This is a genomic window from Stenotrophomonas sp. STEN021, from assembly GCF_056760175.1.
On record NZ_JBRREH010000027.1, the window covers coordinates 1 to 21,782 of the forward strand.

Sequence of the window (21,782 nt, forward strand, 5' to 3'; positions counted from 1 at the left end):
TTTGTTTTTCCCGTCCGTTTTTTGGGTTTTATCCTACCTGTAACCGCTGTTCCCCCTCTGGGGGCGCCACTACCTTTGCCTCCCACCTTCGCTGCGCGAAAGGGAGGAGGCGAAGCGGCAATCAGCGCAGCAGGCGGCCGGCGTCCAGAAGGATCATGGGTTGCTGGCCGACGCGGGCGATACCGCGGAACAGTTCATTGGAGATCTGGCAGATGCGCGCGGTGTCCGGCGGCTCGATCTGCGAGTCATTGAGGTTGGCGACGTCTTCCACCGCCGATACGCGCAGGCCCAGGGTTTCGCCGTTTTCTTCCAGCACGACAATGCGGGTCTGTGCGTCATCCGGGGCGCTGTGTACATCCAGGTGGCGGCAAAGATCCATCACCGGTACGACCTGGCCACGCAGATTCATGATGCCGAGCATCGCCGGGCCGGTGCCACGCAGGGCCAGTAGCGGCACCGGTAGCACCACCTCCTGCACCTTCAGCAGCTCCAGCGCATACGTCTGTTGGCCACAGCGCAGGCGCAGCCAGCGCGAGCTGCGCTCGGCGGCGCGGCGTTGCTGCGGACTGCTCGCTGGCCGCTGTGCCTGCGCTTGCAGTTCCTGCCAGGTGCTGGGGCGTGCATCCGACGAGGGCTCTGCCAGGGCGCGGACATTCGGGGTGCTACGTGGCGCCGGGACCGGGCTTGCCGGCAAGCCTGCTGCGCTTTCAAACGCAGCCTGCAAGCCGGCGCTGTCGCTATGGGCCAGCTTGCGGCTTTCGGCTGGACCGGTTTCGTAGATCACTTCGTCCGGCAGGTCATCCCAGGTCGGCGGGCGGCCGGCATTGGCGGCGCTGGTAGCCGCCATTGCATCGTCGAAGGCGGCCTGCAGGGCCGCGGTGTCGCCTGCTGGAATGGTCACCGCAGGAGCTGCGGGGGCGGTTGCGGGCTTGGCTTGTACTTCGGCAAGCGCGGCTTCGAACACGGCTTCAAGCTCAGCGCTGTCGCCCGGCACTTCGATTGCTGCCGCTTTGGCGGGCGTTGCGGGCGCGGCGATGACCGCTGCGGGGACTGCCTCCAGCAGCAGTTCGCCCAGATAGTCGTCGAGTACGTCGTTGCTCATGCGGCGCGCTCCAGCTGCGCGGCCTCATTGAGCAGCAGCCACTCAAGGGCGTGCCGGTAAGCGGCCATGCCGCGCCCTGGATAGTCGTCGCCGAGCACCGGTACGGTCAGTGCGGCTGGATTGCAGATGCGGGTGTCGACCGGAATCGCGTCTTCCCAAACCCGCTCGCCGTGACGGTCCTGCATCAGCTTCAGCGTCTCGTTGCCGGCACGGGTGCGACGGTCGAACAGGGTCGGTAGCACCGAGATCGGTAGCGCGCGTTTGCGCGAGCGCTCGACCATTTCGCCGGTGCGGACCATGCCGTCCAGGCCGTGCAGGGCCAGCGGTTCTGCCTGGGTCGGGATGATCAGGCGATCGGCCGCCGCCAGCGCGTTGATCATCAGCAAGCCCAGCGTCGGCGCGCAGTCGAGCAGGATGTAGTCATGCTGTTCACCATGGCGGGCCAGCGCTTGTTGCAGGGCCAGGCCCAGCCCGGGCTGGTTGGCGCTGCGACGTTCCAGGGTGGCCAGCGAGGCCTGCGCGCACAGGTAATCCAGCCCGGGAATATCGCTGTGGCGCGCCAGTGCGGCGATCTCATGTGGCGGGGCCGCGAACAGTTCCTGCACGCCCTGCGGCACCGGCTCAACCGGCACGCCGAAGGCGCGGGTCAGGGAGGAATGGGGGTCCAGGTCGATCAGCAGTACCTTGTGCCCGCGCGCGGCGAGGCCGCGGCCCAGCGACAAGGTGGTAGTGGTTTTGCCGACGCCGCCTTTTTGGTTGGCTATGGCCCAGATGCGCATCATTGGACTCCTTCGATGACCGCCGGTACTGCGCTGCGTACGCTGCCTGCGGCAGAACTGCCGCCGCTGTCGTGATCGCCGCTGGTGCTGGCTGTGGTGTTGCCGGCAGCTGGCAGTTCGGCCGCCGCTGCCGAATCGGCGAGGATGATCACCATCACCCGCCGGTTGCGGTTGCGCCCTTCGGGCGCATCGTTGCTTTCGCGTGGACGGAATTGGCCGTAACCCACCATCGCCAGCCGTTGCGGCTGCACGCCATGATCGGCGAACAGGTGCACTACGCTGGCGGCGCGCGCGGCCGACAACTCCCAGTTGGACGGGAACTGTGCGGTGGCGATCGGCAGGTTGTCGGTGTGGCCTTCGACGCGCACGCCATTGGGTGCGTCCAGCAATACATCGGCCAGCGTGCCCAAGGTGTCGCGGGCGCTGACGTCCAACGCGGCCGAGCCGGTACTGAACAGAATGTCGCTGTTGATCTCGACCTCGATCCACAGCTCGGTACGGCGCACCGTGATGACGCCTTGTTTGACCAGCGGAGCGAGGGTTTTGCTCAGGCGATCAGCGATCTGGTTGAGCTGGCGCTCGGCGCGCTGCAGCTGTTCCTGATTGTGCGCTGACACCGGCATGCGCATATGCGATGCCATCGAGGGCAGCTGGGTGGGGTCGGCCAGCGCACCGCCGGTCATGCTCGGCGCACTGATCACCGAGGGCGAGTCATAGCCGCCGCCCTGCAACTGCTTGTTGCCAACCTGCACCTGACTGATGGTACGCGGGGCACCGCCAAAGGCGGTGGTCAAGGCGTCGGCCATGACCCGGTACTTGCCTTCGTTCAAGGATGAGATGGCATACATCACCACAAAAAACGCGAGCAACAGCGTCATCAGGTCGGCATAGGGAATGGCCCATGCCTCGTGGTTGGCGTGCTCGTCGTGGTGCTTGCGTCGGGCCATGGCTCAGTTCACGAAGCCGGCCAGGCTGTTTTCGATATTGCGCGGGTTCTCGCCCTGGGCAATGGCGATCAGGCCTTCGATGATCATTTCGCGCTCGCGGCAGCTGCTGGCGATCACACCCTTGAGCTTGGCCGACACCGGCAGGAACAGCAGGTTGGCCGAGGCGATGCCATAGATGGTGGCGGTGAACGCAGCGGCGATGCCGTGGCCGAGCTTGCTGGGGTCGGCCAGGTTCTTCATCACTGCGATCAGGCCGAGCACGGCGCCGATGATGCCCAGGGTGGGGGCGTAGATGCCCATGCCTTCAAATACCTTGGTCGCAGCCAGATCCTGCTGTTCCTGGCTGCCCAGTTCGATTTCCATCATGTGGCGGATGGTGTCCGGCTCGACGCCGTCGACCACCAGTTGCAGGCCTTTGCGGATGAACGGATCGTCCTGTAGCTCGACCTGCGGCTCCAGACCGAGCAGGCCCTGACGGCGGGCGATGTTGCTCCAGTCGACGATCTGCTGGACCAGCGCGCGGCGGTCACTGGCCGGCGGGCGGATCACCCAGCGCACAATCTTGAAAGCGTGTTTGAAGACCGCTGGCGAGGTATGCAACAGGATTGCCGCCAAGGTGCCGACGATCACGATGACGAAGGCAGCAGGTGACCACAGCGAGGACAGGCCGGCGCCTTTGAGAATGCTGCCACCCACCAGGGAGGCGAGGGCGAGGAAGAGTCCAATGATGCTGAGTCGGTCCATGGTGCGTATATCGGCCTCGTTGTAGCGGTCTTGAATCAATGAGCGGTGCAGCTGCTTTCTTCAGTCCCTCTCCCGTGTGCGGGAGAGAGGACTAGCGGGACGCGAACGGTGCTGGCGCAATCACGAGATGGCTCACCCCTGGACTCCACGCAACCCATCCACATCCAGGATCAGCGCCATGCGGCCGTCACCAATCAAGGTGGCGCCGGCATAGCCGTTCAAGCCGCGCAGGGCACGTGGCAGCGGCTTGATCACCACTTCCTCGCGGCCGCGCACCTGATCGACCACCAGGCCGAAACGGGCTTCGCCCATCTGCAGCACGACTATGGTCAATAGCGTGGACGGTGCCGGGGTGACGCCCAGCCATTGACGCAGGTCTAGCAGGGCCAGGGTATGACTCTTGCGGTCCAGCACAGCGCGGCCGTCAAACCAGCCCAGCGAGGTGGCCGGTGCATGCAGCACTTCCATCACCCGTGCCAAGGGCAGGGCGTAGACGTCTTCGCCAGCCTGTACCAGCAGGGTGGGCAGGATCGCCAGCGTCAACGGCACGCGGATCAGGAAGCGGCTGCCGCGGCCAAGCTCGGACTGGATCTGGATCTGGCCGCTGAGCTCGCGGATGCGCGACTGCACCACGTCCATGCCGACGCCACGGCCGGAGATGTCGGTGACTTCCTGCTTGGTCGAAAAACCGGGCAGGAACACCAGGTGCAGGCACTCTTCGCTGGTCAGGCGGGCAGCGGCTTCCGGGTCGAGCAGGCCCTTGTCGCGGGCCTTGGCGCGCAGTCGCTCAGGGTCGATGCCAGCACCGTCGTCCTGCACTTCGATGCTGACGTAGTCACCTTCCTGTTGGGCAGACAGGCGGACCCGGCCCATCCGTGGTTTGCCCTGTGCTTCGCGCAGTTCGGGTGACTCAACGCCATGGTCGATGGCGTTGCGGACCAGATGCACCAGCGGATCGGCCAGTGCTTCGACCAGATTGCGGTCCAGTTCGGTATCGGCGCCGATCAGCTCCAGATCGACTTCCTTCTGCAGTGAGCGGGCAACGTCGCGTGCGACCTTGGGGAAACGCGAGAACACCTTGCCGACCGGTTGCATGCGGGTCCGCATCACCGCCGACTGCAGGCGTGCGGTGGCGATGTCCAGGGTGGAGACTGCGCGGTCCAGTTCTTCATCCTTCAGGCGCGTGCGCAGGGTCTTGAGCCGGTTGCGTGCCAACACAAGTTCGCCGATCAGGTTGACGATGGCGTCCAGCCGCTTGGTGTCCACGCGCACGGTGTGCTCGGGCTCGGTGGCTTTTGCCGCGGCCGGCTTGGCTGCGCTGGTGGCGGGGCGGGGGGCGGCCGCGGGTGCTGCCGGCTTGGGCTTGGGCGTAGCGGCAGCAATGGCCTGCACAGCGACAGCGCCGGGCGCAGCGCCGCCATGCAACTTGTCGAGCAGGGCTTCGAATTCGTCTTCGTCGATCAGGTCATCGTCGGCCTTCGTCGCAGCCATCGGCTGGGCACCGGGTGTGCCGCTGCCGTGAAGTTCGTTGAGCAGGGCTTCGAATTCGTCTTCGCTGATCAGGTCGCTGTCACCTGCAGATGCAGCGGCCGGTTGTGCGACGGCAACCACAGGTGCGGCGCCAACGTCGAACTGGGCGATCAGCGCAGCAGGTGCGTGCTCCGGTTCAGTACCCGAAGACACGGCATCAAGCATGGCCTGCAGCCAGTCCAGCGATTGCTGGGCGGCGTCGAAATGGTGCGCCAGCAGTTCGGCTTTGCCGGCGCGGGCCATGCCCAGGGTTTCTTCGGCCGCATGGCACAGTTCCACCATCGGGTGGATCGCCAGAAAACCGGCGCCGCCTTTGAGGGTGTGGAAACCGCGGAATACGGCGTTGAGCTGCTCACTGTCATGCGGTGCCTGTTCCAGCGTCACCAGCTGCTCGCCGAGGCGATCCAGGATCTCCTGCGCTTCAAGGATGAAGTCGGCGGCGATGTCGTCGGCAAAAGCACTCATGATTTACAGCCCCAGGTCCGAGAGCAGGTCGTCTGCGTCCACCTGGGACACGGCGTGGCGGTCCAGGCCATTGACGGCCGGGCCAGCCAGGCCCTGGTTGCGTGCATCTTCTTCCGGCGGCGGCAGACCAAGCGCACCAAACCCTTCATGCACGCGGCGGACGATGCCAACCACGCGGCGGATGATCTGCCCGGTGAGGTCCTGGTAGCTCTGGGTCAGGGCGACTTCGGTGAGGTTGTGGCGGATGCGTTCGAGGATCTCGCCCTGTTCGGCATTGAGCCCGTCCGCACGCAGGCGCTCGGTCAGTGCGCGGCATTCTTCGGCCAGATCCAGGGTGCGATGGGTGGCCTGCTCGGTCATCTGCACCACGTGGTCCAAGCGCGCGCAGGCATCATCCAGCTCGCCGGCTTCGCTGGGAACGCTGGGCAGCTCGCCCAGTGCCTGGCCCAGTTCGCGTGCAAGACGGCCCAGCCCGGACATCATTGGCTGCGCACGCAATGCCGCCAGCGCATCGATTTCCCGGCGCCAACCGGCTTCATCGCCGCTTTCCAGTGCTGCCAGTGCGTCCTGCAGGCGCTGCACCAGGGCCGATTTGTCGCTCAATGCTTCGCCGAGCTGGTTCATCAGGCGCTCGCTGCCAGGCGTTCGAAAATCTTGCCGAGTTTCTCTTCCAGCGTCTGCGCAGTGAACGGCTTGATGATGTAGCCGTTCACGCCGCTCTGTGCAGCCTCGATGATCTGTTCGCGCTTGGCTTCGGCGGTAACCATCAGCACCGGCAGGGTCTTGAGCTTGGCATCGTTGCGGATTGCCTTGAGCAGCTCGATGCCGGTCATCACCGGCATGTTCCAATCGGTGACGACGAAATCGAACGACTGCGTCTGCAGCATCGACAGCGCGGCATGCCCGTCCTCGGCTTCGGCGGTATTGGTGAAGCCCAGATCGCCGAGCAGGTTCTTGACGATGCGGCGCATCGTCGAGAAGTCGTCAACGATCAGGATGCGCATGTTCTTGTTCAAAAGACTTTCCTCTTCATGGTTCTTCGAGCCCGGCGTCGGCCGCCTCGAAAATCTTCAGTCGGCCACGCAGACGCAGCGTGGCCTGGCCGTGGATCTGACAGACGCGGGATTCGCTTACGCCCAATACCGCGCCAATTTCCTTCAGGTTCAATTCCTGCTCGTAATACAGCGACAGCACCAGCTGCTCGCGCTCGGGCAATTGGGCGATGGCCTTGCCCAGCTCGGCGCCGAACTGGCTGCGTTCCAGCACTTGTTGCGGGTTGGGGCCGCCGGTGGTCGGGGTGTCCAGCTCGCCCTGGTCTTCGATGCGCGACTCCAGGCTCAGCACCTGGCCGCGCGATGCGTCTTCGACCAGACGCATGTACTCAGGCAGTGGCAGGTCCATCGCCTCGGCCACTTCGCTGGCGCTGGCCGCACGGCCGCTGCTCTGCTCAAGCCTGCGGATGGTGGCGGCGGCGTCGCGGGCGCGGCGGTGCACCGAACGCGGCACCCAGTCGCCGCGGCGGATCTCGTCGATCATCGAACCGCGGATGCGGATCGATGCATAGGTTTCGAACGAGGCGCCCTGTTCGGCGTCATAGCTGCGCGAGGCCTCGATCAGGCCCATCATGCCGGCCTGGATCAGGTCATCGACCTCGACGCTGGCCGGCAGGCGCGCAGCCAGATGATGGGCGATGCGGCGTACCAGGTCGGCGTGGCGGGCGATGCAGTCATTGGCCGCGCTGCGCTGGACTTCACGGTATTGGGCGGCTGCATTGTTCATGCCTTCACCTTCTGCTGGATGATGCGTTCCAGGAAGAATTCAACGCCGCCGCGCGGGGCGGTTGGGGCTTGCCAGCGCGCGGTGCGACGGGCGATTTCGTTGATGGCCAGCGAAGCCGGCGCGGAAGGATAGAGCTTGACCACCGGCTGCTGACGCTGCACCGACAGGCGCAACCAGTCGTCCTGCGGCACGCAGCCCAGGTAGTTCAGTGAAACGTCGATCAGGAACTTCTCGCAGACCCGTACCAGCTTTTCATACAGGGCGCGGCCTTCGTTTGGGTCGCGGACCATGTTGGCGACGACCTGGATACGGTCCACGCCGCGCTCGCGCGAGAGCACCTTGATCAATGCATAGGCGTCGGTGATCGAGGCGGGTTCGTCGCAGACCACCACCACGGTGTCCTGGGCGGCCTGGCAGAAGGTCAGCACGCTGTCGGTGATGCCAGCGGCGGTATCGATGATCATCACGTCGAGCTCGCGTTCGAGCTCGGAGAAAACGTTGACCAAGCCGACATGCTCGGCCGGCTGCAACTCGGCCATGTGCCGACGGCCCGAGGCGGCCGGCACCACCAGCACACCGTTCGGGCCTTCCATGATCACTTCGTCCAGCGTGGCGCGCCCGGCGACCAGGTCGGCCAGGGTGTGCTTGGGCTGCAGGCCGAGCACCACATCGATGTTGGCCAGGCCCAGGTCGGCATCCAGCAGCAGGGTACGTTTGCCCATGCCTGCCAGTGCCACGGCCAGGTTGGCCGAGACATTGGTTTTACCTACACCGCCCTTGCCGCCAGTCACCGCGATGGTGCGTACCGGACCAGCCGGTTCGTGCCGGGTAGCCGACAGGGGGAAGGTGTTGGTCAGCTTGGCGTACTCACGCGACTGCATCGTTCAACTCCGTGTTGCAGGGCATATCGGCCGCGCGGCGCAAATCTTCAAGGCGAAGTACGAGATTTGCGGCAGAGGCCCGATAAAGGTCTTCCGGAACGTCCTGGCCGTCGGTCACCCAGGTGATCGGCAGGCGGTGATCGACCGCTACCGACAGCGCCGAGCCGAAGCGGCCGGTCTCGTCCAGCTTGGTCAGCACCACGCCCTGCGGGTTGGCGGCGCTGAAGCGACGGACCACTTCGTCCATGTCCTGGAAGGCCGTGTTGGCGGGCAGCACCAGCAGGGTGCGGATCTGACCGGCTGCCCGCAGCCACTGCAGCTGGGCAGTGAGAGCGCGGTCGCGCTGGCCCAGACCGGCGGTGTCGATCAGCACCAGCTTGTAGTCGGCCAGCTTCTGCAGCAGCTGGTTCAGGTCGGTGCTGCTATTGGCCTCGTGCACGGCGATGCCGAGCTGGCGGCCGAAGCCGTACAGCTGCTCACGCGCGCCAATGCGCTGGGTGTCGGTGGTGACCAGGGCCACGTCGCGGGCGGCGTGGGCTTCGGCGAAGCGCGAGGCCAGCTTGGCGATGGTGGTGGTCTTGCCAGCGCCGGTGGGGCCGACCAGGGCGATCACGCCACCGGTCTCCATCGGATCGACCGGGGCGATCGGCAGTTTTTTGGAGATCAGCCCCAGCATCAGTCCACGGGCGCGGCTGGGGTCGATATCGGCCGGAATCTGGGTGGCGACATCGCGGGCCAGGCCGGCGTCGAAGCCGTACTCGTCCATCAGGTCCAAGGCATTGGCGCGTACGGCGCTGCCGCGCAGGCGCTCATCGGTGAAGCGGTTCATCTCGCGCTCGATCAGATGGCGCATGCCGGCCACTTCCTGACGCAGCTGGCTGAGCTGCTCGTCATCGCGGGCGATGACTGCTGGACTGGTGATGACCGGGCTGACCGCTGCGCTGCTGGCGACAGTTGTCGGTGTGGCGGTTTCGATGGCGGCGACGACCGGACCTTCAACCGGCTGCGGGGCCGCGAACGGAGCGATCGCGGCAGCGATCGGCGCGGCCGGCTCGATTGCAGGTGTCGTAGCGGCGACGGTGAGCACCGGCGCAGCGGGAATTGCGGGGATGGTCGCGGCAATGGCTGCCTGCGGCTGGGTCGGCTCCGTCTCAGCCAGCGGCGGGTCGATGGCAAAACGTGCGCGCTCCGCCGGCGCCGGCGGCGCGATGGTGACGGCAGCAATGGCATCGGCAAAGCTGGCTTGCTGGGCAACAGCCGGTGCAGCGGCCAGGGGGGCGATGGCCGCCGCACTGCCGACGGGACGGAAAGCCGGCACTACCGGCAGCTCATCGGCGCTGGCTGGCTGGGTGGCGAAGAAGGTCCGAGGCGCAGGCGCGCGCGCCGCCACCGGTTCAACCTCGGCGGACTTGAGCAGGCCGGCGAAGCGGCTGCCCGGTGCAAGCTCGATGCTGTTGTCTATGGAACGGCCAGTGGCGCCAACCGCCGAGCGTGCCAGCGCGGCGACCGCCGAGGTGGTGGCGGTAACCGGTTCCGGCTCCGGTGCCTTGCGGCGGGTCATTGCGGCCATGATGGCTTCGGCGGCGCTGCGCGGCTTGGCCGCTGCCGGCGGTGCCGGGCGGCTGGCTTCCAGCGCCTGCTTCACTGCGGTTTCGTCGTAGTGCGCAGCAGCCACGATCTCCACACCTTCCTCGATCCGGCGGTTGGACAGGATCACGGCATCGGGGCCGTGTTCCTTGCGCACGAGGTTCATGGCGGTGCGCATGTCAGCGGCGACGAAACGTTTGATCTTCATGCTTTGGTACCGGGAGTGGGGCTGCGGCGAAGGAGTGGCGTTGGCGATGTCGAACATGGCGTGGCGGGCTCCTTCTTGCGGAATGGGTGCGGTGCAGCAGGTGTCTGGTTTCCGTCACCGGCATTGCTGTCGGTGACGGCTTTCGGGCTGCCTCAGCTGATCGTGCCGACCAGTTTCAGGCGTTTGTCTTCCGGCACTTCGCTGTAGGCCAGGACCGACAGCGAGGGAACGCTGTGGCGGACCAGGCGCGCCAGCGCGGCGCGGACCGGGGCCGGTACCAGCACTACAGCCGGCTCGTTGCGGGCCTCCTGCTTGCCGACGCAATCGGCAAGGCTTTGGTGGAGGCGTTCGGCGAGACCAGGTTCCAGTGCGGCGCCATTGCCTTGTGTTGACTCCTGCAAGACGCGTTCCAATTGCGGGTTGAGGGTGAACACCGGCAGCTCCGGCGAGGAACCGGCGATTTCCTGCACGATGAAGCGACCCAGCGCATTGCGTACCGAGGCGGTAAGCGCGGCGGCGTCCTGGGTGACCGGTGCGGCTTCGACCAGCGCTTCGGCGATCTTGCGCAGCTGGCGGATCGGGATGCGTTCGACCAGCAGGTTCTGCAACACCCGCGCCACGGTGGGCAGTGGCAGCGCCTTGGGCGACAGGTCTTCGGCCAGTTTGGGGGCGCTCTTGGCCAGGGTCGCCAGCAGCTGCTGGACTTCCTCGTGGCCGAGCAGTTCCGGCGCGTGCTCGCGGATCAGGTGCGACAGGTGGGTGGCAACCACGGTGGCAGGATCGACCACCGTATAACCCAGTGATTCGGCGTGGGCACGCTGGTGCGGCTGGATCCAGGTGGCGTCCAGGCCAAACGCCGGGTCTTTGCCTGCGATGCCTTCCAGCTTGCCCATGGCGCTGCCCGGGTCCAGTGCCAGCTCGCGATCCGGATGGATGTCGGCGCTGCTGACCGGTACGCCGTGGATCAGCAGGCGGTAGTGGGTCGCCGGCAGTTCCAGGTTGTCGCGGATATGCACCGGCGGGATCAGGAAGCCCAGATCCTGGGTGAGCTTGCGGCGCACGCCCTTGATGCGCGTCATCAATTCGCCGCCCTGGGCCTTGTCGACCAGTGGAATGAGCCGGTAGCCCACTTCCAGGCCGAGCGGATCGACCGGGCGCAGTTCGTCCCAGGTCAGTTCAGCAGTTGGTGCCGGCTGCGGCTGTCCCAGCGTGTTCAAGCCGCCTTCGTTGGTGCTGGCGTTGTTGGCAGCGGTCTTGGCCACAGCACCGGTTTCGCGCTTCCACAATTTCCAGGCGATGAAGCCAAGGATCGCAGCCAGGCTGAGGAAGGCCAGGTTCGGCATGCCCGGCACCAGGCCGACCAGGCCGATGATGGCGGCAGTGATGGCCAGTGCGCGGTATTGGCCGAACACCTGGCCCATCATCGCCTCGCTCATGTCCTGCGAGCGCGAGGCACGGGTCACCAGCATGGCCACGGCGCTGGAAACCAGCAGGGCGGGCAGCTGTGCCACCAGGCCGTCACCGATCGACAGCAGCGTATAGGTGGCCGCTGCGTCGCCGAACGGCATGCCGTGCTGCAGTACGCCCACGGCCAGGCCGCCGAGCATGTTGATGAAGAGAATCAGGATGCCGGCGATGGCGTCGCCGCGGATGAATTTGCTGGCGCCGTCCATTGCGCCGTAGAAATCGGCTTCCTCGCGGACTTCTTCACGGCGGATCTTGGCTTCCTCGCGCGTCAGCAAACCGGCGTTGAGGTCGGCGTCGATCGCCATCTGCTTGCCGGGCATGGCATCCAGGATGAAACGCGCGGTCACCTCCGACACGCGCCCGGCACCCTTGGTGATGACCACGAAGTTGATGATGGTCAGGATTGCGAACACCACGATGCCGACGGCGTAGTTGCCGCCGATGACGAACTCGCCGAACGCAGCGATCACCTTGCCGGCGGCCTCATGGCCGTCCTGCCCGTTGAGCAGGATCACCCGGGTGGAAGCCACGTTCAGGGCCAGCCGCAGCATGGTGGTGACCAGCAGCACGATCGGGAAGATGGTGAAGTCCAGTGGCCGCTTCACGTACACCACGGCCAGCAGTACCAGCATCGAGATGGCGATGTTGAGGGTGAACAGGGCATCCAGCACCGGCGCGGCCAAGGGCACGACCACCATTGCCAGCAAGGCCAGCACGATCAGCGGTGCGCCCAGCCCGTGGCGCAGCATGTCCAGCACGCGGCGCGCGGACAGGCCTGAGCTCTGGCTGCTCATCGGGTTTCTCCCTTGCCGAACTCATCAATATCGATGGATGCCATCTGCGGCATCGGACCACTGCGCCATTGGCGCAGCTGGTAGACGTAGGACAGGACCAGGGCGACAGCCGAATACAGTCTCACGGGGATTTCCTTGCCGAGTTGGCTTTCCCGATACAAGGCCCGTGCCAAAGGCGGTGACGAGACAATGGCGACCTTGTTGCCGTCGGCGACCTGGCGGATGCGCAGGGCCAGTTCGTCTACGCCACGGGCGACCACGGTAGGGGCGTTCATGCGCCCGCTCTCGTACTTGAGGGCAACGGCATAATGGGTGGGGTTGACCAGCACCACGTCGGCTGTGGGCACGGCTTCCATCATCCGGCGTTGTGACAGCTGCATCTGCATCTGCCGGATGCGGCCCTTGACCTCGGGGCTGCCCTCGCTTTCCTTCATCTCGCGGCGCAGTTCTTCACGGGTCATCTTCAGCTTCCGCAACCAGTTCCACTTCTGGTAGGGCGCATCAATGGCAGCGAGCAGGGCCATGGCACCTGCGGTGGCCAACAGCAGTTTGAGGGTAAAAGCCAGCCCGCGACCGATGGCGGCTTCCAGTGGTAGATGCAGCAGGCCGCGCAGGGCGTCGGCGCCGTGCCAGATGCACAGGCCGGCGGCGGTGCCGACAAAGGCAACGCGCAGCATCGACTTGACCAGCTCGGCCAAGGCCTCGGGCCCGACCAGGCGCTTGATCCCGGTCAATGGGTTCATGCGCTTGAGATCGGGCATCAGTGCTTTGTTGGAGAACTGCAGCCCGCCCATCAAAGCCGGGGCAATCATGCCGGCAGCAAGACACACCAGGAGCAGGGGGCTGAAGGCCAGCATCAGCTTGAGCAGCATCCAGCCGGCGTGGCCGAACAAGGCGTTCGGCGTATCCAACAGCCCGACTTCAGGTGACAGCGCGGCCTTCATCCATTGCCGGGCCGAGCTGCCTATTGAGCCGCCCATGGCGTACAGCGCCAGCACCGCGGCGACAAACACCGCGGCGGTTGCCAGCTCGCGCGAGCGCGGGATATTGCCTTGCTCGCGGGCCTCGCGCAGGCGTTTTTCGGTGGGGAGTTCGGTTTTTTCCCCGGCCTGTTCGTTCTCGGACATTGCTCGGCATGGAAGAAGGATTCTTCCATGGCCGTGCAAAAATCATTCCAGAACGGGTTCTGGTAGTGCCGAGCCATGCTCGGCTTGGGGATTTACCGGTAGAGCCCTTGCCGTGCATGGCTCGGCACTACAGGGGGATTGCTTGTAATGCTTCTGCCGAGCATGGATCGGCACTATGGGCCTATTCCTGGCTTGCGTTGAATGAGGCCAGACGCGCTTCCAGCGCCGCATGCTGGGCGTCGCCACCGTGCAGGCGCATGAAATTTTCGGCGCTGACCGGGCGGCCCAACAGATACCCCTGCAGGTGATCGCAACCCAGCCGCTCCACATAGGAGCGCTGTCCCTGGGTTTCGATGCCTTCGGCGACGATCTCCATGTTCAGGGCATGTCCAAGCGCGACAATCGCCGAGACGATCACCACGTCCTCGTCGCTTTCTTCCAGCGCCAGCACGAAGGCGCGGTCGATCTTTATTTCGGTGGCGGGCAGCCGCTTCAGGTGCAGCAGGCTGGACACGCCGATACCGAAGTCGTCAATCGATATGCCCACGCCCAGTGCGGCGACACTGCGCAGTACGGAAATGGCGTTGTCGGTGTCGCGCATCACTGCGCCTTCGCTGATTTCCAGAATCAGGCGTGAGGGCTCAAGATCGTTGCGCTCCAGTGCGGCGCGGACGTCTTCAATGAGTTTGGGCGAACCCAGCTGGCGGCCTGACAGATTGACCGCCACCCGCCACTCGGCGTTGCCTGCATCCTGCCAGCAGCGCATTTGCCGACAGGCTTCATCCAGCACCCAATTACCGATCACGTCCATCAGGTCGCTCTGTTCGGTAAGGCGGATGATGCGATCAGCGGGGACGTAACCGTGCTCAGGGTGACGCCATCGGATCAAAGCCTCGGCACCGCCTATACGACCGCTGTCGGCATGCACGCGGGGCTGGTAGTGCAGCGACAGTTGGGCGGTTCCCAGCGCCTTGCGCAGGTCTTCCAGCAGGCGCCGGTCCTGCTCGACGTTGTCGTTCATCCAGTCGGCGAACAGCGCGTGCGTGTTGCGCCCGGACTGTCGGGCATAGGCCATGGCGGTCTCGGCCATGGCGATCAGCTGCGCAGCGGTGGTGGTGCCGGTCTGCGGCTGCTTGACGATGCCGAGACTTGCGGTGATCCGCAGTTCGCGTCCGCTTACCCGCACCGAGTTGACCGCCAGAATGATGCGATCTGCAAGCGAGTCCAGTTCTTCGGTCTGCCTGAGCTGACTGGCGATGACGAACTGATCGCCACCGAGGCGACCGACCAGGTCGTCGGCCGGCAGTAGCTGGCGCAGGCGCTCGCCGATATCGACCAGGGCGGCATCGCCGGTCTGCGAGCCGAACGTGCCATTGATATGGCGGAAACCGTCCAGGTCGATGGACATCACCACGAACGGCTGGCCGTCCTGCAGCAACTGTTCGATACGCTCATGCGAAAGCTGGCGGTTGGGCAGGCGGGTCAACGAGTCGTGCTGGCTGGCATGGAACAGTTCCTTGCGCGCATCGTCCAGCGAGGCTGACAGCATCGAGTTGCGCAGGTGCAGCAAGCGTGCCTGCATGCGCTGCTCGAACAGGGAGATGGTCAGCACAACGCCCATCACGCCAACGGTCAGCAGCACGACGCAGGCGGCCAGCCACTCGGTTGGAACGCCACCGGTGGTGGCTGCGGTACAAACTGAACCGGCTGGGAAGCGTGCCGCCGCCATGCCGGTGTAATGCATGCCGACAATGGCAAGGCCCATCACCGCGGCGGCGATCAGCCGGGGCGGCAGGGCGTGCTCGACGGTGCGCAGGCGAAATGCGATGTACAGCGCGCTCCACGATGCACCGACTGCAATCACGATGGAAAGAACGAACCAGACCCTGTCGTAATCGATGCCTGGATTCATTTTCAGCGCTGACATGCCGACGTAATGCATCCACGCGATGCCCAGACCCATCAGCAGCGCACCCAGTGCCAAGCGCAGATGCGGCAGGGTTGGCCGCGATACCAGCCATAGGGCAAAAATCGAGGCGGCAACCGCGACCAGCAGGGACTCCACGGTCAGCCACAGGTCGTAGCCCAAGGGGATTGGCAGGCGGAAAGCCAGCATGCCCACAAAGTGCATCGACCAGATGCCGGCGCCCATGGCCACGCCCCCGGCCAGCAGCCAGCGCGCCGCGGCGCGGCGCGGTTGCGAGGCGGATACCCGCGAGGCCATATCCAGTGCCGTGAACGAGGCCAGGATGGCCACCAGAATCGACAGCACGACAAACAACGGGTTGTAGCTGCCAACGAGCATCGAACCCCTCCCTAAGGTTGTCGCACCGCGGTCGCGGAAGCGATATCTCGTAGCCGGTACCGCATTCCCCTGCGGTCCGTGCTGTACCCGGACTATCCACGGGTACAGGGTAACCAGCAATAGGGTGTTTGGATAATGCCAAATCAAAAAACCTGAGCTGTGTAGGACGTCACATTGTTACTTGCCGCGCCGTATCGAAGGCGGTGTCGAACAGGCGCTGTACCGGTGGTCCCATTTCTCCGGCCAGCAAGGTGAGCAGGGACAGCCCAAGCAGCAGTGCAACCGGCAGGCCCAACTGCATGGGATTGAGCGCTGGCGCTGCTCGGGATAGGACGCCAAAGGCCAGATTGATGGCCAGCATCGCCACCACCAGCGGTAGTGCCAGCGACAGCGCGCCACGGAAAATCTGCAGCGCCAGGGTCGGCACCAGCGCGGCCACCGCATGTGGATCGGGCAGGGCGGTGCCGATGGGCAATGCCTTGTAGCTGTCCACCAGCAGCGAGATCAGCGCCAGGTGGCCGTTGCTGGTGAAGAACAGCAGGCCGAACATCAGGTAGAACCATTGCCCGATCACGCCGGAACTGCCGCCACGCATCGGGTCGGCCATCTGTGCGAAGGCCAGGCCGGTGCTCTGCGCGATCATTTCGCCTGCCATCGCGCCAGCCTCGAAGATCAGCCGCAGCAGAAAGCCGATGCTGACCCCCACCGCCACTTCGCGCAGGATGTTCAGCACGGTCATCGAGTCAAAGCCATTGAAGATGGGCACTGGCGGCAGGACTGGGGACAGCGCAACCGACAGCGCAACCGCCAGCAGCGCGCGCACCCGCGCCGGCACCGCACGGGTGCCAATCATCGGCATGGCCATCAGCATTGCGCCGATGCGCAGCATGATCCACAGCGTATTGCCGATGATGGCGAAGGCCTGCTGGCCGTCGATGACTGTCTGGGTGACCGAGTCCATTGCGCTAGCCGATCAGGTGCGGAATGCGCTGGAACAACAGGGTGGTGAACTCGACCAGGTGGCCAAGCAGCAGGCTGCCCAGCGCAAACAAGGCTGCGGTCAGGGCGGCGGCTTTGGCGACAAAGGCGATGGTGGGCTCGTTGATCTGGGTGGCGGCCTGGATGACGCCGACCACCACGCCGACGACCAGCACGACAAGCAGCAGCGGACCGGCGATCCACAAGGTGGCAACCAGGCCGCCGCGCAGTTCGGTAAGGGCAAGTTCGGGACTCATGCCGGGGCAGATGCAAGAGCGGTGCCACAGCGTTGGCGGCGGGTTTTTGGCGGGGGGCACCCCAAACCTGACTTGTGGGAGCGGCGTCAGCCGCGAAGCTGATGTTCGATCAGATCGTAGCCCAGCCGGTGACTGACTTATCTCGGCTTCGCGGCTTACGCGGCTCCCACATCCACAGCCGCAGGCTTGCTGCGGTAGTCCTCGCCGACCGCCTGCAGGCCCGCGACCGCAAAGCGATGCAGATGTGCCAGCAACGGCTGCGATGGGCCTTGCGCCACTGCCTGCAACGGGCCGGGCACGCCACGGCCGATCACGATCAGCATCATGCAGGGCGCGGCGACACTCAGTAGACAGCGGAATAACGCCGGCTCGTCAGCTGGGATGCCAGAGATTTCGCTGAGGATCTGCGCCACCGCCATCATTTTCGGCGGAACCGCTTCTTCCATCAGCACCTGCAGGTGCGAGGAGGGCGCCAGCAGTTCGCGGGCCAGCACGCGTGGTGCCCAGGCCTCGGGCTGCTGGGCGCGCTGGACCAGGCCGGCCAGCAGTTCGTACAGACGCTGCTCCGCGCTCGATGCGCTGCTGGCGATGCGTTGCAGATCGTCAAGATCAAGCAGCTGCCGGTGCGCTTCCAGCAGTACCGCCTGGTACAGGCCGTTGCGGCTGCCGAAGTGGTAGTTGATGGACGCCAGATCGGCAGTGGCCAGCTGGGCGACGGCTTTGCTGGTGGTTTCGGCAAAGCCCTGTTGCGAGAACAGTTGGCCGGCCGCCTCCAGCAGGCGGGCGCGGGTGGCCTCGCCGTCGGTACGTGGGCCGCGCTGGGTGGTTTTCTGTGTGCTCATTGCGTGGCAAGTTTAGCCTGCTTCATCGTTCCGACTGGCACTACTTTAAATTAAATTTAATTTGAACTAGGCTGTTCGGCATATCCAGTCCAGCTTGCGGAAGCGTCCTGATGAAGAAGCCCGTCCTTGTCGTGGTGGTCGCCGTTGCGTTGTTGGTCGCGCTGCTGCTGTGGTGGAGCAGCAGCGACAAGCCGGCTGACGACGGCCTGCAGTTGCAGGGCAATGTGGACATCCGCCAGGTGTCGCTCGCCTTCGATGGCAGTGGCCGGGTGCAGGAAGTGCGCGTGGAGGAAGGCGACAAGGTCAAGGCCGGCGATGTGCTGGCTACGCTCGACACCCGCACCCTGCAACTGCAGGCAGATCAAGCCAAGGCACAGATCGAGACGCAGCGGCAGACGGTGGCGCGGTTGCACAACGGCGCGCGGCCGCAGGAAGTCGTGCAGGCCAGAAGCCAGCTGGCCGCAGCGCAGGCCGATGCAGCGCGTGCAGCGCAGGACCTGCAGCGCTTGCAGGGCGTGGCCAGCGCGACGGACGGTCGTGGTGTAAGCGCGCAGGAAATGGACCGCGCGCGTAGCGTGGCGAAAGTGGCGGCAGCGACGGCTGAACTGCAGCAACAGGCATTGGCGCTGGTGCAGCAAGGCCCGCGCAAGGAAGACATCGCGGCAGCCGAGGCGCAATTGCAGGCGGCCGATGCCCAGCTCGCGTTGCTGCAGCACCAGATCGCGCAAGGCCAGCTGAAGGCGCCGGTGGCGGCGGTGGTGCGCTCGCGGCTGGTGGAAGTCGGCGACATGGCCGGTCCGCAACGCGCAGCGTTCGCCTTGGCGTTGACGCAGCCGAAGTGGGTACGGGTGTTTGCCAGCGAGACCGAGCTCGGTCGTATCCGCAGTGGTCAGCTGGCGCAGGTGACTAGCGATAGCCACCCCGACAAGCCGGTGACCGGCAAGGTCGGCTTCATTTCCTCGGTGGCCGAATTCACCCCGAAGTCCGTGCAGACCGAAGAGCTGCGCACCAGCCTGGTCTACGAAGTGCGCGTGGTGGTCGAGGACCCGCAGGATCAGCTGCGCCTGGGCCAACCGGTGAGCGTGCGGTTGCAGGAGGCGGTGCACTGATGGAAGCAGCCGCTGCCACGGTTGTTGCGGTCGACCTGCGCAAGTGTTTTCCGGCAGCCGGTGGCGGGCAGGTGGAGGCGCTGGCAGGGGTTTCCCTGCGCGTGCGCAAGGGCGAGCTGACTGCATTGGTTGGACCGGATGGTGCGGGCAAGACCACCTTTCTGCGCATGGTTGCGGGTTTGCTGCCCGCCGATTCTGGCCAGTTGCAGGTGCTTGGCCGTGACGTAGCAAGCCAGCCGCAGCAGGTGCAGGACCGCATCAGCTACATGCCGCAGCGCTTCGGCCTGTATGAAGACCTGAGCGTGCAGGAGAACCTGGATCTGTACGCGGACCTGCATGGTGTGCCTCCGGCTGAGCGCAATGCACGCTTCGAGCGCCTGCTGCAGATGACTGACCTGGCTGCGTTCAAACAGCGCCCGGCGGGCAAGCTGTCTGGCGGCATGAAGCAGAAGCTGGGCCTGGCCTGCACGCTGGTACGCTCACCGGAGCTGTTGCTGCTGGATGAGCCCAGTGTGGGCGTGGACCCGCTGTCGCGGCGCGAACTGTGGAAGATCATCCAGCAGCTGGTGCAGGAGGAGCAGCTCAGCGTGCTGGTCAGCACGGCTTACATGGACGAGGCTGAGCGCTGCGAGCAGATCTTCGTGCTGCATCAGGGGCGCTTGTTGGCGCAAGGCAATCCTGCCGCGCTGACCGACAAGGCACAGGGCCTGACCTGGGCGGTAGCACCCGCGCCGACGCGGCAGCCGCGCGACCTGCAGGCGCAGCTGATCGACGATACCCTGCACGTGCTGGATGCGGTGCCGCGTGCCGGTTCCGTACGTTTCATCCTGCAGCCTAGTGTGGCGCCGTCGGATATCGCTGCAGTGCTGCAAGGCGAGCAGCCGAGCCGACGCCCGGCGGAGTTGGAAGATGCCTTCATGATGCTGCTGCGCGCGCAGGAGGCGCCAGCATCTCTGCCGGCGGCCGAGGTCGCAGCGAGCAAGATCCTGCAGGATGATGCGCCGGTCATCGTGGTGCGTGATCTGGTGCGTCGCTTCGGTGATTTCACCGCCGTGGCCAGCACCAGTTTCGATGTGCACCGCGGCGAGATATTTGGCCTGCTCGGCCCCAATGGTGCCGGCAAGACCACTACCTTCCGCATGCTCTGCGGTCTGTTGCCGGCCAGCAGTGGGCATCTGGAAGTGGCTGGTCTGAATCTGCGCACTGCCCGAGCCCAGGCCCGCGCACGCATCGGCTATGTCTCACAGAAGTTCGCGCTGTACGCCAATTTGAGTGTGCGCGAGAACCTGGAGTTCTTCGGCGGTGCCTATGGTCTTGGCGGCACGCAACTGCGCGAGCGTGTTGCCGATGCCATCAAACGCTTCGACCTGCAGGCGGATGCGCGCAGTGGCGAGTTGCCTGCAGGCTACAAACAGCGACTGGCAATGGCGGTGGGATTGCTGCATGCGCCGGAAATCCTGTTTCTGGATGAACCGACCAGCGGTATCGATCCGCTGGCACGGCGTGCGTTCTGGCGCACCATCACCGGGTTGGCGCAGCAGGGCGTGACCATCATCGTCACCACCCATTTCATGGAGGAAGCGGAATACTGCGATCGCATCGCCATCCAGGACGCAGGTGAACTGTTGGCTCTTGGGACGCCACAGCAGGTGCGCGAGCAGGCCGGCGCTGACGGCATCGACATGAATGCCGCCTTCATTGGCATCGTCGAGCAGGGCCGCGCGCAGCGCAGTGCCGCTGCCGGTGGCAGGGCTGCGTGATGTCCGGGTTCCTGTCCCGCCTATCGGCGCTGGTGCGCAAGGAGACCCGGCAGATGCTGCGTGAACGCAGCAGTCTTGCCGTGGGTCTGTTATTGCCGGCGGCATTGATCCTGCTGTTTGGTTACGGGCTGTCGTTCGATGTCAGCCATGCGCCGGTCGCGGTGGTGCTGGATGAGCGCTCGCCGACCACGCAATCGCTGGTCGCCGGGCTGCAGGGCTCGCCGTATCTGGCACCGGTGCAGGTTGCTGACATGAAGGCCGCTGTGGACTTGATGCGGCAAGGCAAGGTCGGCGGCATCGTGCATGTGCCGGTGGATTTCAGCCGGCGCAGGGCTGAGGGCAATGCGCAGGTGCAGCTGATCCTCAATGGCGTGGATGCCAATACCGCGCGGACCCTGGAGGCCTACGTGGGCGGCGCCTTGGCGACGCAGATGCTGACGACGCTTGATCGACAAGGCGGCGAAAGTGCGGGCGGTGGCGTCAGTGTGGCCCAGCGCATGTGGTTCAACGAAGCAAATACCAGCACCTGGTATCTGGTGCCGGGCCTGATCGTGCTGGTGATGACACTGATCGGTGCATTCCTGACCTCGCTGCTGGTTGCGCGTGAATGGGAGCGCGGCACATTGGAGGCACTGTTTGTCACCCCGGTGCGGCCGACCGAACTGGTGCTGGCAAAGCTGCTGCCGTATCTCGGCATCGGCGCGATCAATCTGGCGATCTGCCTGCTGACCGCACGCTTTCTGTTCGAGGTGCCGATGCGTGGTTCGCTGTTTGCAATCGTGGTCAGCTCGCTGCTGTACCTGAGCGTGTCGCTGCTGCTGGGGCTGTTCATATCGGCGGTGACCCGCAACCAGTTCCAGGCCAGCCAGGTAGCTTTGCTGACCAGTTTCATGCCGGCGATGATGCTGTCCGGCTTCGTATTCGACCTGCGTAACATGCCGGTTGCGGTGCAGGTCATCAGCCAGTTGCTGCCGGCCACGCATTTCATGGGCTTGATCAAATCGCTGTTCCTGACCGGTGACAACTGGGCATTGTTTCTGCAGAAGTCGACCATCCTGCTGCTCTATGCGCTGCTGCTGTTCGCGGCCACCCGCTACAAGCTGCGCAAGAGGCTGGTGTAA

Annotated in this window: 19 protein-coding genes; 3 read left to right on the plus strand and 16 right to left on the minus strand. The window is 65.1% G+C overall.

What is annotated here, in order from left to right; genetic code table 11:
• Window positions 1-121: 121 nt before the first annotated feature.
• From ACVOL0_RS07810 to ACVOL0_RS07885, 16 genes are all read right to left on the minus strand, one after another.
• The gene (locus ACVOL0_RS07810; protein ID WP_481548596.1) at window positions 122-1,102 is read right to left on the minus strand and encodes a chemotaxis protein CheW; all 981 of its coding nucleotides are present in this window, start codon (window positions 1,100-1,102) and stop codon (window positions 122-124) included.
• Complete coding sequence (locus ACVOL0_RS07815) at window positions 1,099-1,881, minus strand: ParA family protein (protein WP_481548597.1); 783 nt, start codon at window positions 1,879-1,881, stop codon at window positions 1,099-1,101. Before ACVOL0_RS07815 ends, ACVOL0_RS07810 begins: the two co-directional genes overlap by 4 nt.
• Entirely contained in the window at window positions 1,881-2,828 is a 948-nt protein-coding gene (gene motD / locus ACVOL0_RS07820) for a flagellar motor protein MotD (protein ID WP_481548598.1), read from the minus strand. The genes ACVOL0_RS07815 and motD overlap by 1 nt, the downstream gene beginning before the upstream one ends.
• 3 nt (window positions 2,829-2,831) lie before the next feature.
• A complete protein-coding gene (locus tag ACVOL0_RS07825) occupies window positions 2,832-3,572 on the minus strand; it encodes a flagellar motor protein (protein WP_481530819.1) in 741 nt (246 codons plus the stop codon).
• Window positions 3,573-3,704: 132 nt separating this feature from the next.
• Window positions 3,705-5,567, minus strand: a complete 1,863-nt coding sequence (locus ACVOL0_RS07830) for a chemotaxis protein CheA (protein ID WP_481548599.1) — start codon at window positions 5,565-5,567, stop codon at window positions 3,705-3,707.
• A gap of 3 nt (window positions 5,568-5,570) precedes the next feature.
• The gene (locus ACVOL0_RS07835) at window positions 5,571-6,191 is read right to left on the minus strand and encodes a protein phosphatase CheZ (protein WP_481530821.1); all 621 of its coding nucleotides are present in this window, start codon (window positions 6,189-6,191) and stop codon (window positions 5,571-5,573) included.
• Window positions 6,191-6,583: a chemotaxis response regulator CheY gene (cheY, locus tag ACVOL0_RS07840; RefSeq protein WP_282271267.1), complete on the minus strand. Its 393-nt coding sequence runs from the start codon at window positions 6,581-6,583 to the stop codon at window positions 6,191-6,193. The genes ACVOL0_RS07835 and cheY overlap by 1 nt, the downstream gene beginning before the upstream one ends.
• 13 nt (window positions 6,584-6,596) lie before the next feature.
• Window positions 6,597-7,346, minus strand: a complete 750-nt coding sequence (locus ACVOL0_RS07845; RefSeq protein ID WP_481548600.1) for an RNA polymerase sigma factor FliA — start codon at window positions 7,344-7,346, stop codon at window positions 6,597-6,599.
• Window positions 7,343-8,227: a MinD/ParA family ATP-binding protein gene (locus tag ACVOL0_RS07850; protein WP_481535745.1), complete on the minus strand. Its 885-nt coding sequence runs from the start codon at window positions 8,225-8,227 to the stop codon at window positions 7,343-7,345. The genes ACVOL0_RS07845 and ACVOL0_RS07850 overlap by 4 nt, the downstream gene beginning before the upstream one ends.
• Window positions 8,214-10,022 (minus strand): flagellar biosynthesis GTPase FlhF, encoded by a 1,809-nt coding sequence (gene flhF / locus ACVOL0_RS07855; RefSeq protein ID WP_481548601.1) that lies wholly within the window; start codon window positions 10,020-10,022, stop codon window positions 8,214-8,216. Before flhF ends, ACVOL0_RS07850 begins: the two co-directional genes overlap by 14 nt.
• A 152-nt stretch (window positions 10,023-10,174) precedes the next feature.
• Window positions 10,175-12,283, minus strand: a complete 2,109-nt coding sequence (gene flhA, locus ACVOL0_RS07860; protein WP_481548602.1) for a flagellar biosynthesis protein FlhA — start codon at window positions 12,281-12,283, stop codon at window positions 10,175-10,177.
• A complete protein-coding gene (gene flhB, locus ACVOL0_RS07865; protein ID WP_481548603.1) occupies window positions 12,280-13,410 on the minus strand; it encodes a flagellar biosynthesis protein FlhB in 1,131 nt (376 codons plus the stop codon). Before flhB ends, flhA begins: the two co-directional genes overlap by 4 nt.
• A gap of 181 nt (window positions 13,411-13,591) precedes the next feature.
• Window positions 13,592-15,715 (minus strand): putative bifunctional diguanylate cyclase/phosphodiesterase, encoded by a 2,124-nt coding sequence (locus ACVOL0_RS07870; protein ID WP_481548604.1) that lies wholly within the window; start codon window positions 15,713-15,715, stop codon window positions 13,592-13,594.
• A 169-nt stretch (window positions 15,716-15,884) separates the two neighbouring features.
• The gene (gene fliR / locus ACVOL0_RS07875; protein ID WP_481548605.1) at window positions 15,885-16,676 is read right to left on the minus strand and encodes a flagellar biosynthetic protein FliR; all 792 of its coding nucleotides are present in this window, start codon (window positions 16,674-16,676) and stop codon (window positions 15,885-15,887) included.
• A 4-nt stretch (window positions 16,677-16,680) separates the two neighbouring features.
• On the minus strand, window positions 16,681-16,950 hold the full coding sequence (locus ACVOL0_RS07880) for a flagellar biosynthetic protein FliQ (RefSeq protein ID WP_481548606.1): 270 nt from the start codon (window positions 16,948-16,950) through the stop codon (window positions 16,681-16,683).
• A gap of 155 nt (window positions 16,951-17,105) precedes the next feature.
• Window positions 17,106-17,792, minus strand: a complete 687-nt coding sequence (locus tag ACVOL0_RS07885; RefSeq protein WP_481548607.1) for a TetR/AcrR family transcriptional regulator — start codon at window positions 17,790-17,792, stop codon at window positions 17,106-17,108.
• Window positions 17,793-17,902: 110 nt separating this feature from the next.
• Between ACVOL0_RS07885 and ACVOL0_RS07890 the strand changes: the two genes are divergently transcribed.
• The 3 genes from ACVOL0_RS07890 to ACVOL0_RS07900 are packed head-to-tail and all read left to right on the plus strand — an operon-like array spanning window position 17,903 to window position 21,782.
• Window positions 17,903-18,901: an HlyD family secretion protein gene (locus tag ACVOL0_RS07890; protein WP_481548608.1), complete on the plus strand. Its 999-nt coding sequence runs from the start codon at window positions 17,903-17,905 to the stop codon at window positions 18,899-18,901.
• Window positions 18,901-20,661, plus strand: coding sequence for an ATP-binding cassette domain-containing protein (locus ACVOL0_RS07895; protein ID WP_481548609.1), 1,761 nt, complete (start codon window positions 18,901-18,903; stop codon window positions 20,659-20,661). Before ACVOL0_RS07890 ends, ACVOL0_RS07895 begins: the two co-directional genes overlap by 1 nt.
• Window positions 20,661-21,782 (plus strand): ABC transporter permease, encoded by a 1,122-nt coding sequence (locus ACVOL0_RS07900; protein WP_481548610.1) that lies wholly within the window; start codon window positions 20,661-20,663, stop codon window positions 21,780-21,782. Before ACVOL0_RS07895 ends, ACVOL0_RS07900 begins: the two co-directional genes overlap by 1 nt.

Bases quoted from the DNA above. Each gene is read 5' to 3' on its own strand.
- ACVOL0_RS07830 (WP_481548599.1), bottom strand. From the start codon at position 5,567: ATGAGTGCTTTTGCCGACGACATCGCCGCCGACTTCATCCTTGAAGCG.
- ACVOL0_RS07900 (WP_481548610.1), top strand. From the start codon at position 20,661: ATGTCCGGGTTCCTGTCCCGCCTATCGGCGCTGGTGCGCAAGGAGACC.
- ACVOL0_RS07895 (WP_481548609.1), top strand. From the start codon at position 18,901: ATGGAAGCAGCCGCTGCCACGGTTGTTGCGGTCGACCTGCGCAAGTGT.
- ACVOL0_RS07815 (WP_481548597.1), bottom strand. From the start codon at position 1,881: ATGCGCATCTGGGCCATAGCCAACCAAAAAGGCGGCGTCGGCAAAACC.
- ACVOL0_RS07880 (WP_481548606.1), bottom strand. From the start codon at position 16,950: ATGAGTCCCGAACTTGCCCTTACCGAACTGCGCGGCGGCCTGGTTGCC.
- ACVOL0_RS07825 (WP_481530819.1), bottom strand. From the start codon at position 3,572: ATGGACCGACTCAGCATCATTGGACTCTTCCTCGCCCTCGCCTCCCTG.
- ACVOL0_RS07835 (WP_481530821.1), bottom strand. From the start codon at position 6,191: ATGAACCAGCTCGGCGAAGCATTGAGCGACAAATCGGCCCTGGTGCAG.
- ACVOL0_RS07870 (WP_481548604.1), bottom strand. From the start codon at position 15,715: ATGCTCGTTGGCAGCTACAACCCGTTGTTTGTCGTGCTGTCGATTCTG.
- ACVOL0_RS07890 (WP_481548608.1), top strand. From the start codon at position 17,903: ATGAAGAAGCCCGTCCTTGTCGTGGTGGTCGCCGTTGCGTTGTTGGTC.
- flhF (WP_481548601.1), bottom strand. From the start codon at position 10,022: ATGAAGATCAAACGTTTCGTCGCCGCTGACATGCGCACCGCCATGAAC.
- ACVOL0_RS07885 (WP_481548607.1), bottom strand. From the start codon at position 17,792: ATGAGCACACAGAAAACCACCCAGCGCGGCCCACGTACCGACGGCGAG.
- ACVOL0_RS07845 (WP_481548600.1), bottom strand. From the start codon at position 7,346: ATGAACAATGCAGCCGCCCAATACCGTGAAGTCCAGCGCAGCGCGGCC.
- fliR (WP_481548605.1), bottom strand. From the start codon at position 16,676: ATGGACTCGGTCACCCAGACAGTCATCGACGGCCAGCAGGCCTTCGCC.
- ACVOL0_RS07850 (WP_481535745.1), bottom strand. From the start codon at position 8,227: ATGCAGTCGCGTGAGTACGCCAAGCTGACCAACACCTTCCCCCTGTCG.
- flhB (WP_481548603.1), bottom strand. From the start codon at position 13,410: ATGTCCGAGAACGAACAGGCCGGGGAAAAAACCGAACTCCCCACCGAA.
- flhA (WP_481548602.1), bottom strand. From the start codon at position 12,283: ATGAGCAGCCAGAGCTCAGGCCTGTCCGCGCGCCGCGTGCTGGACATG.
- ACVOL0_RS07810 (WP_481548596.1), bottom strand. From the start codon at position 1,102: ATGAGCAACGACGTACTCGACGACTATCTGGGCGAACTGCTGCTGGAG.
- motD (WP_481548598.1), bottom strand. From the start codon at position 2,828: ATGGCCCGACGCAAGCACCACGACGAGCACGCCAACCACGAGGCATGG.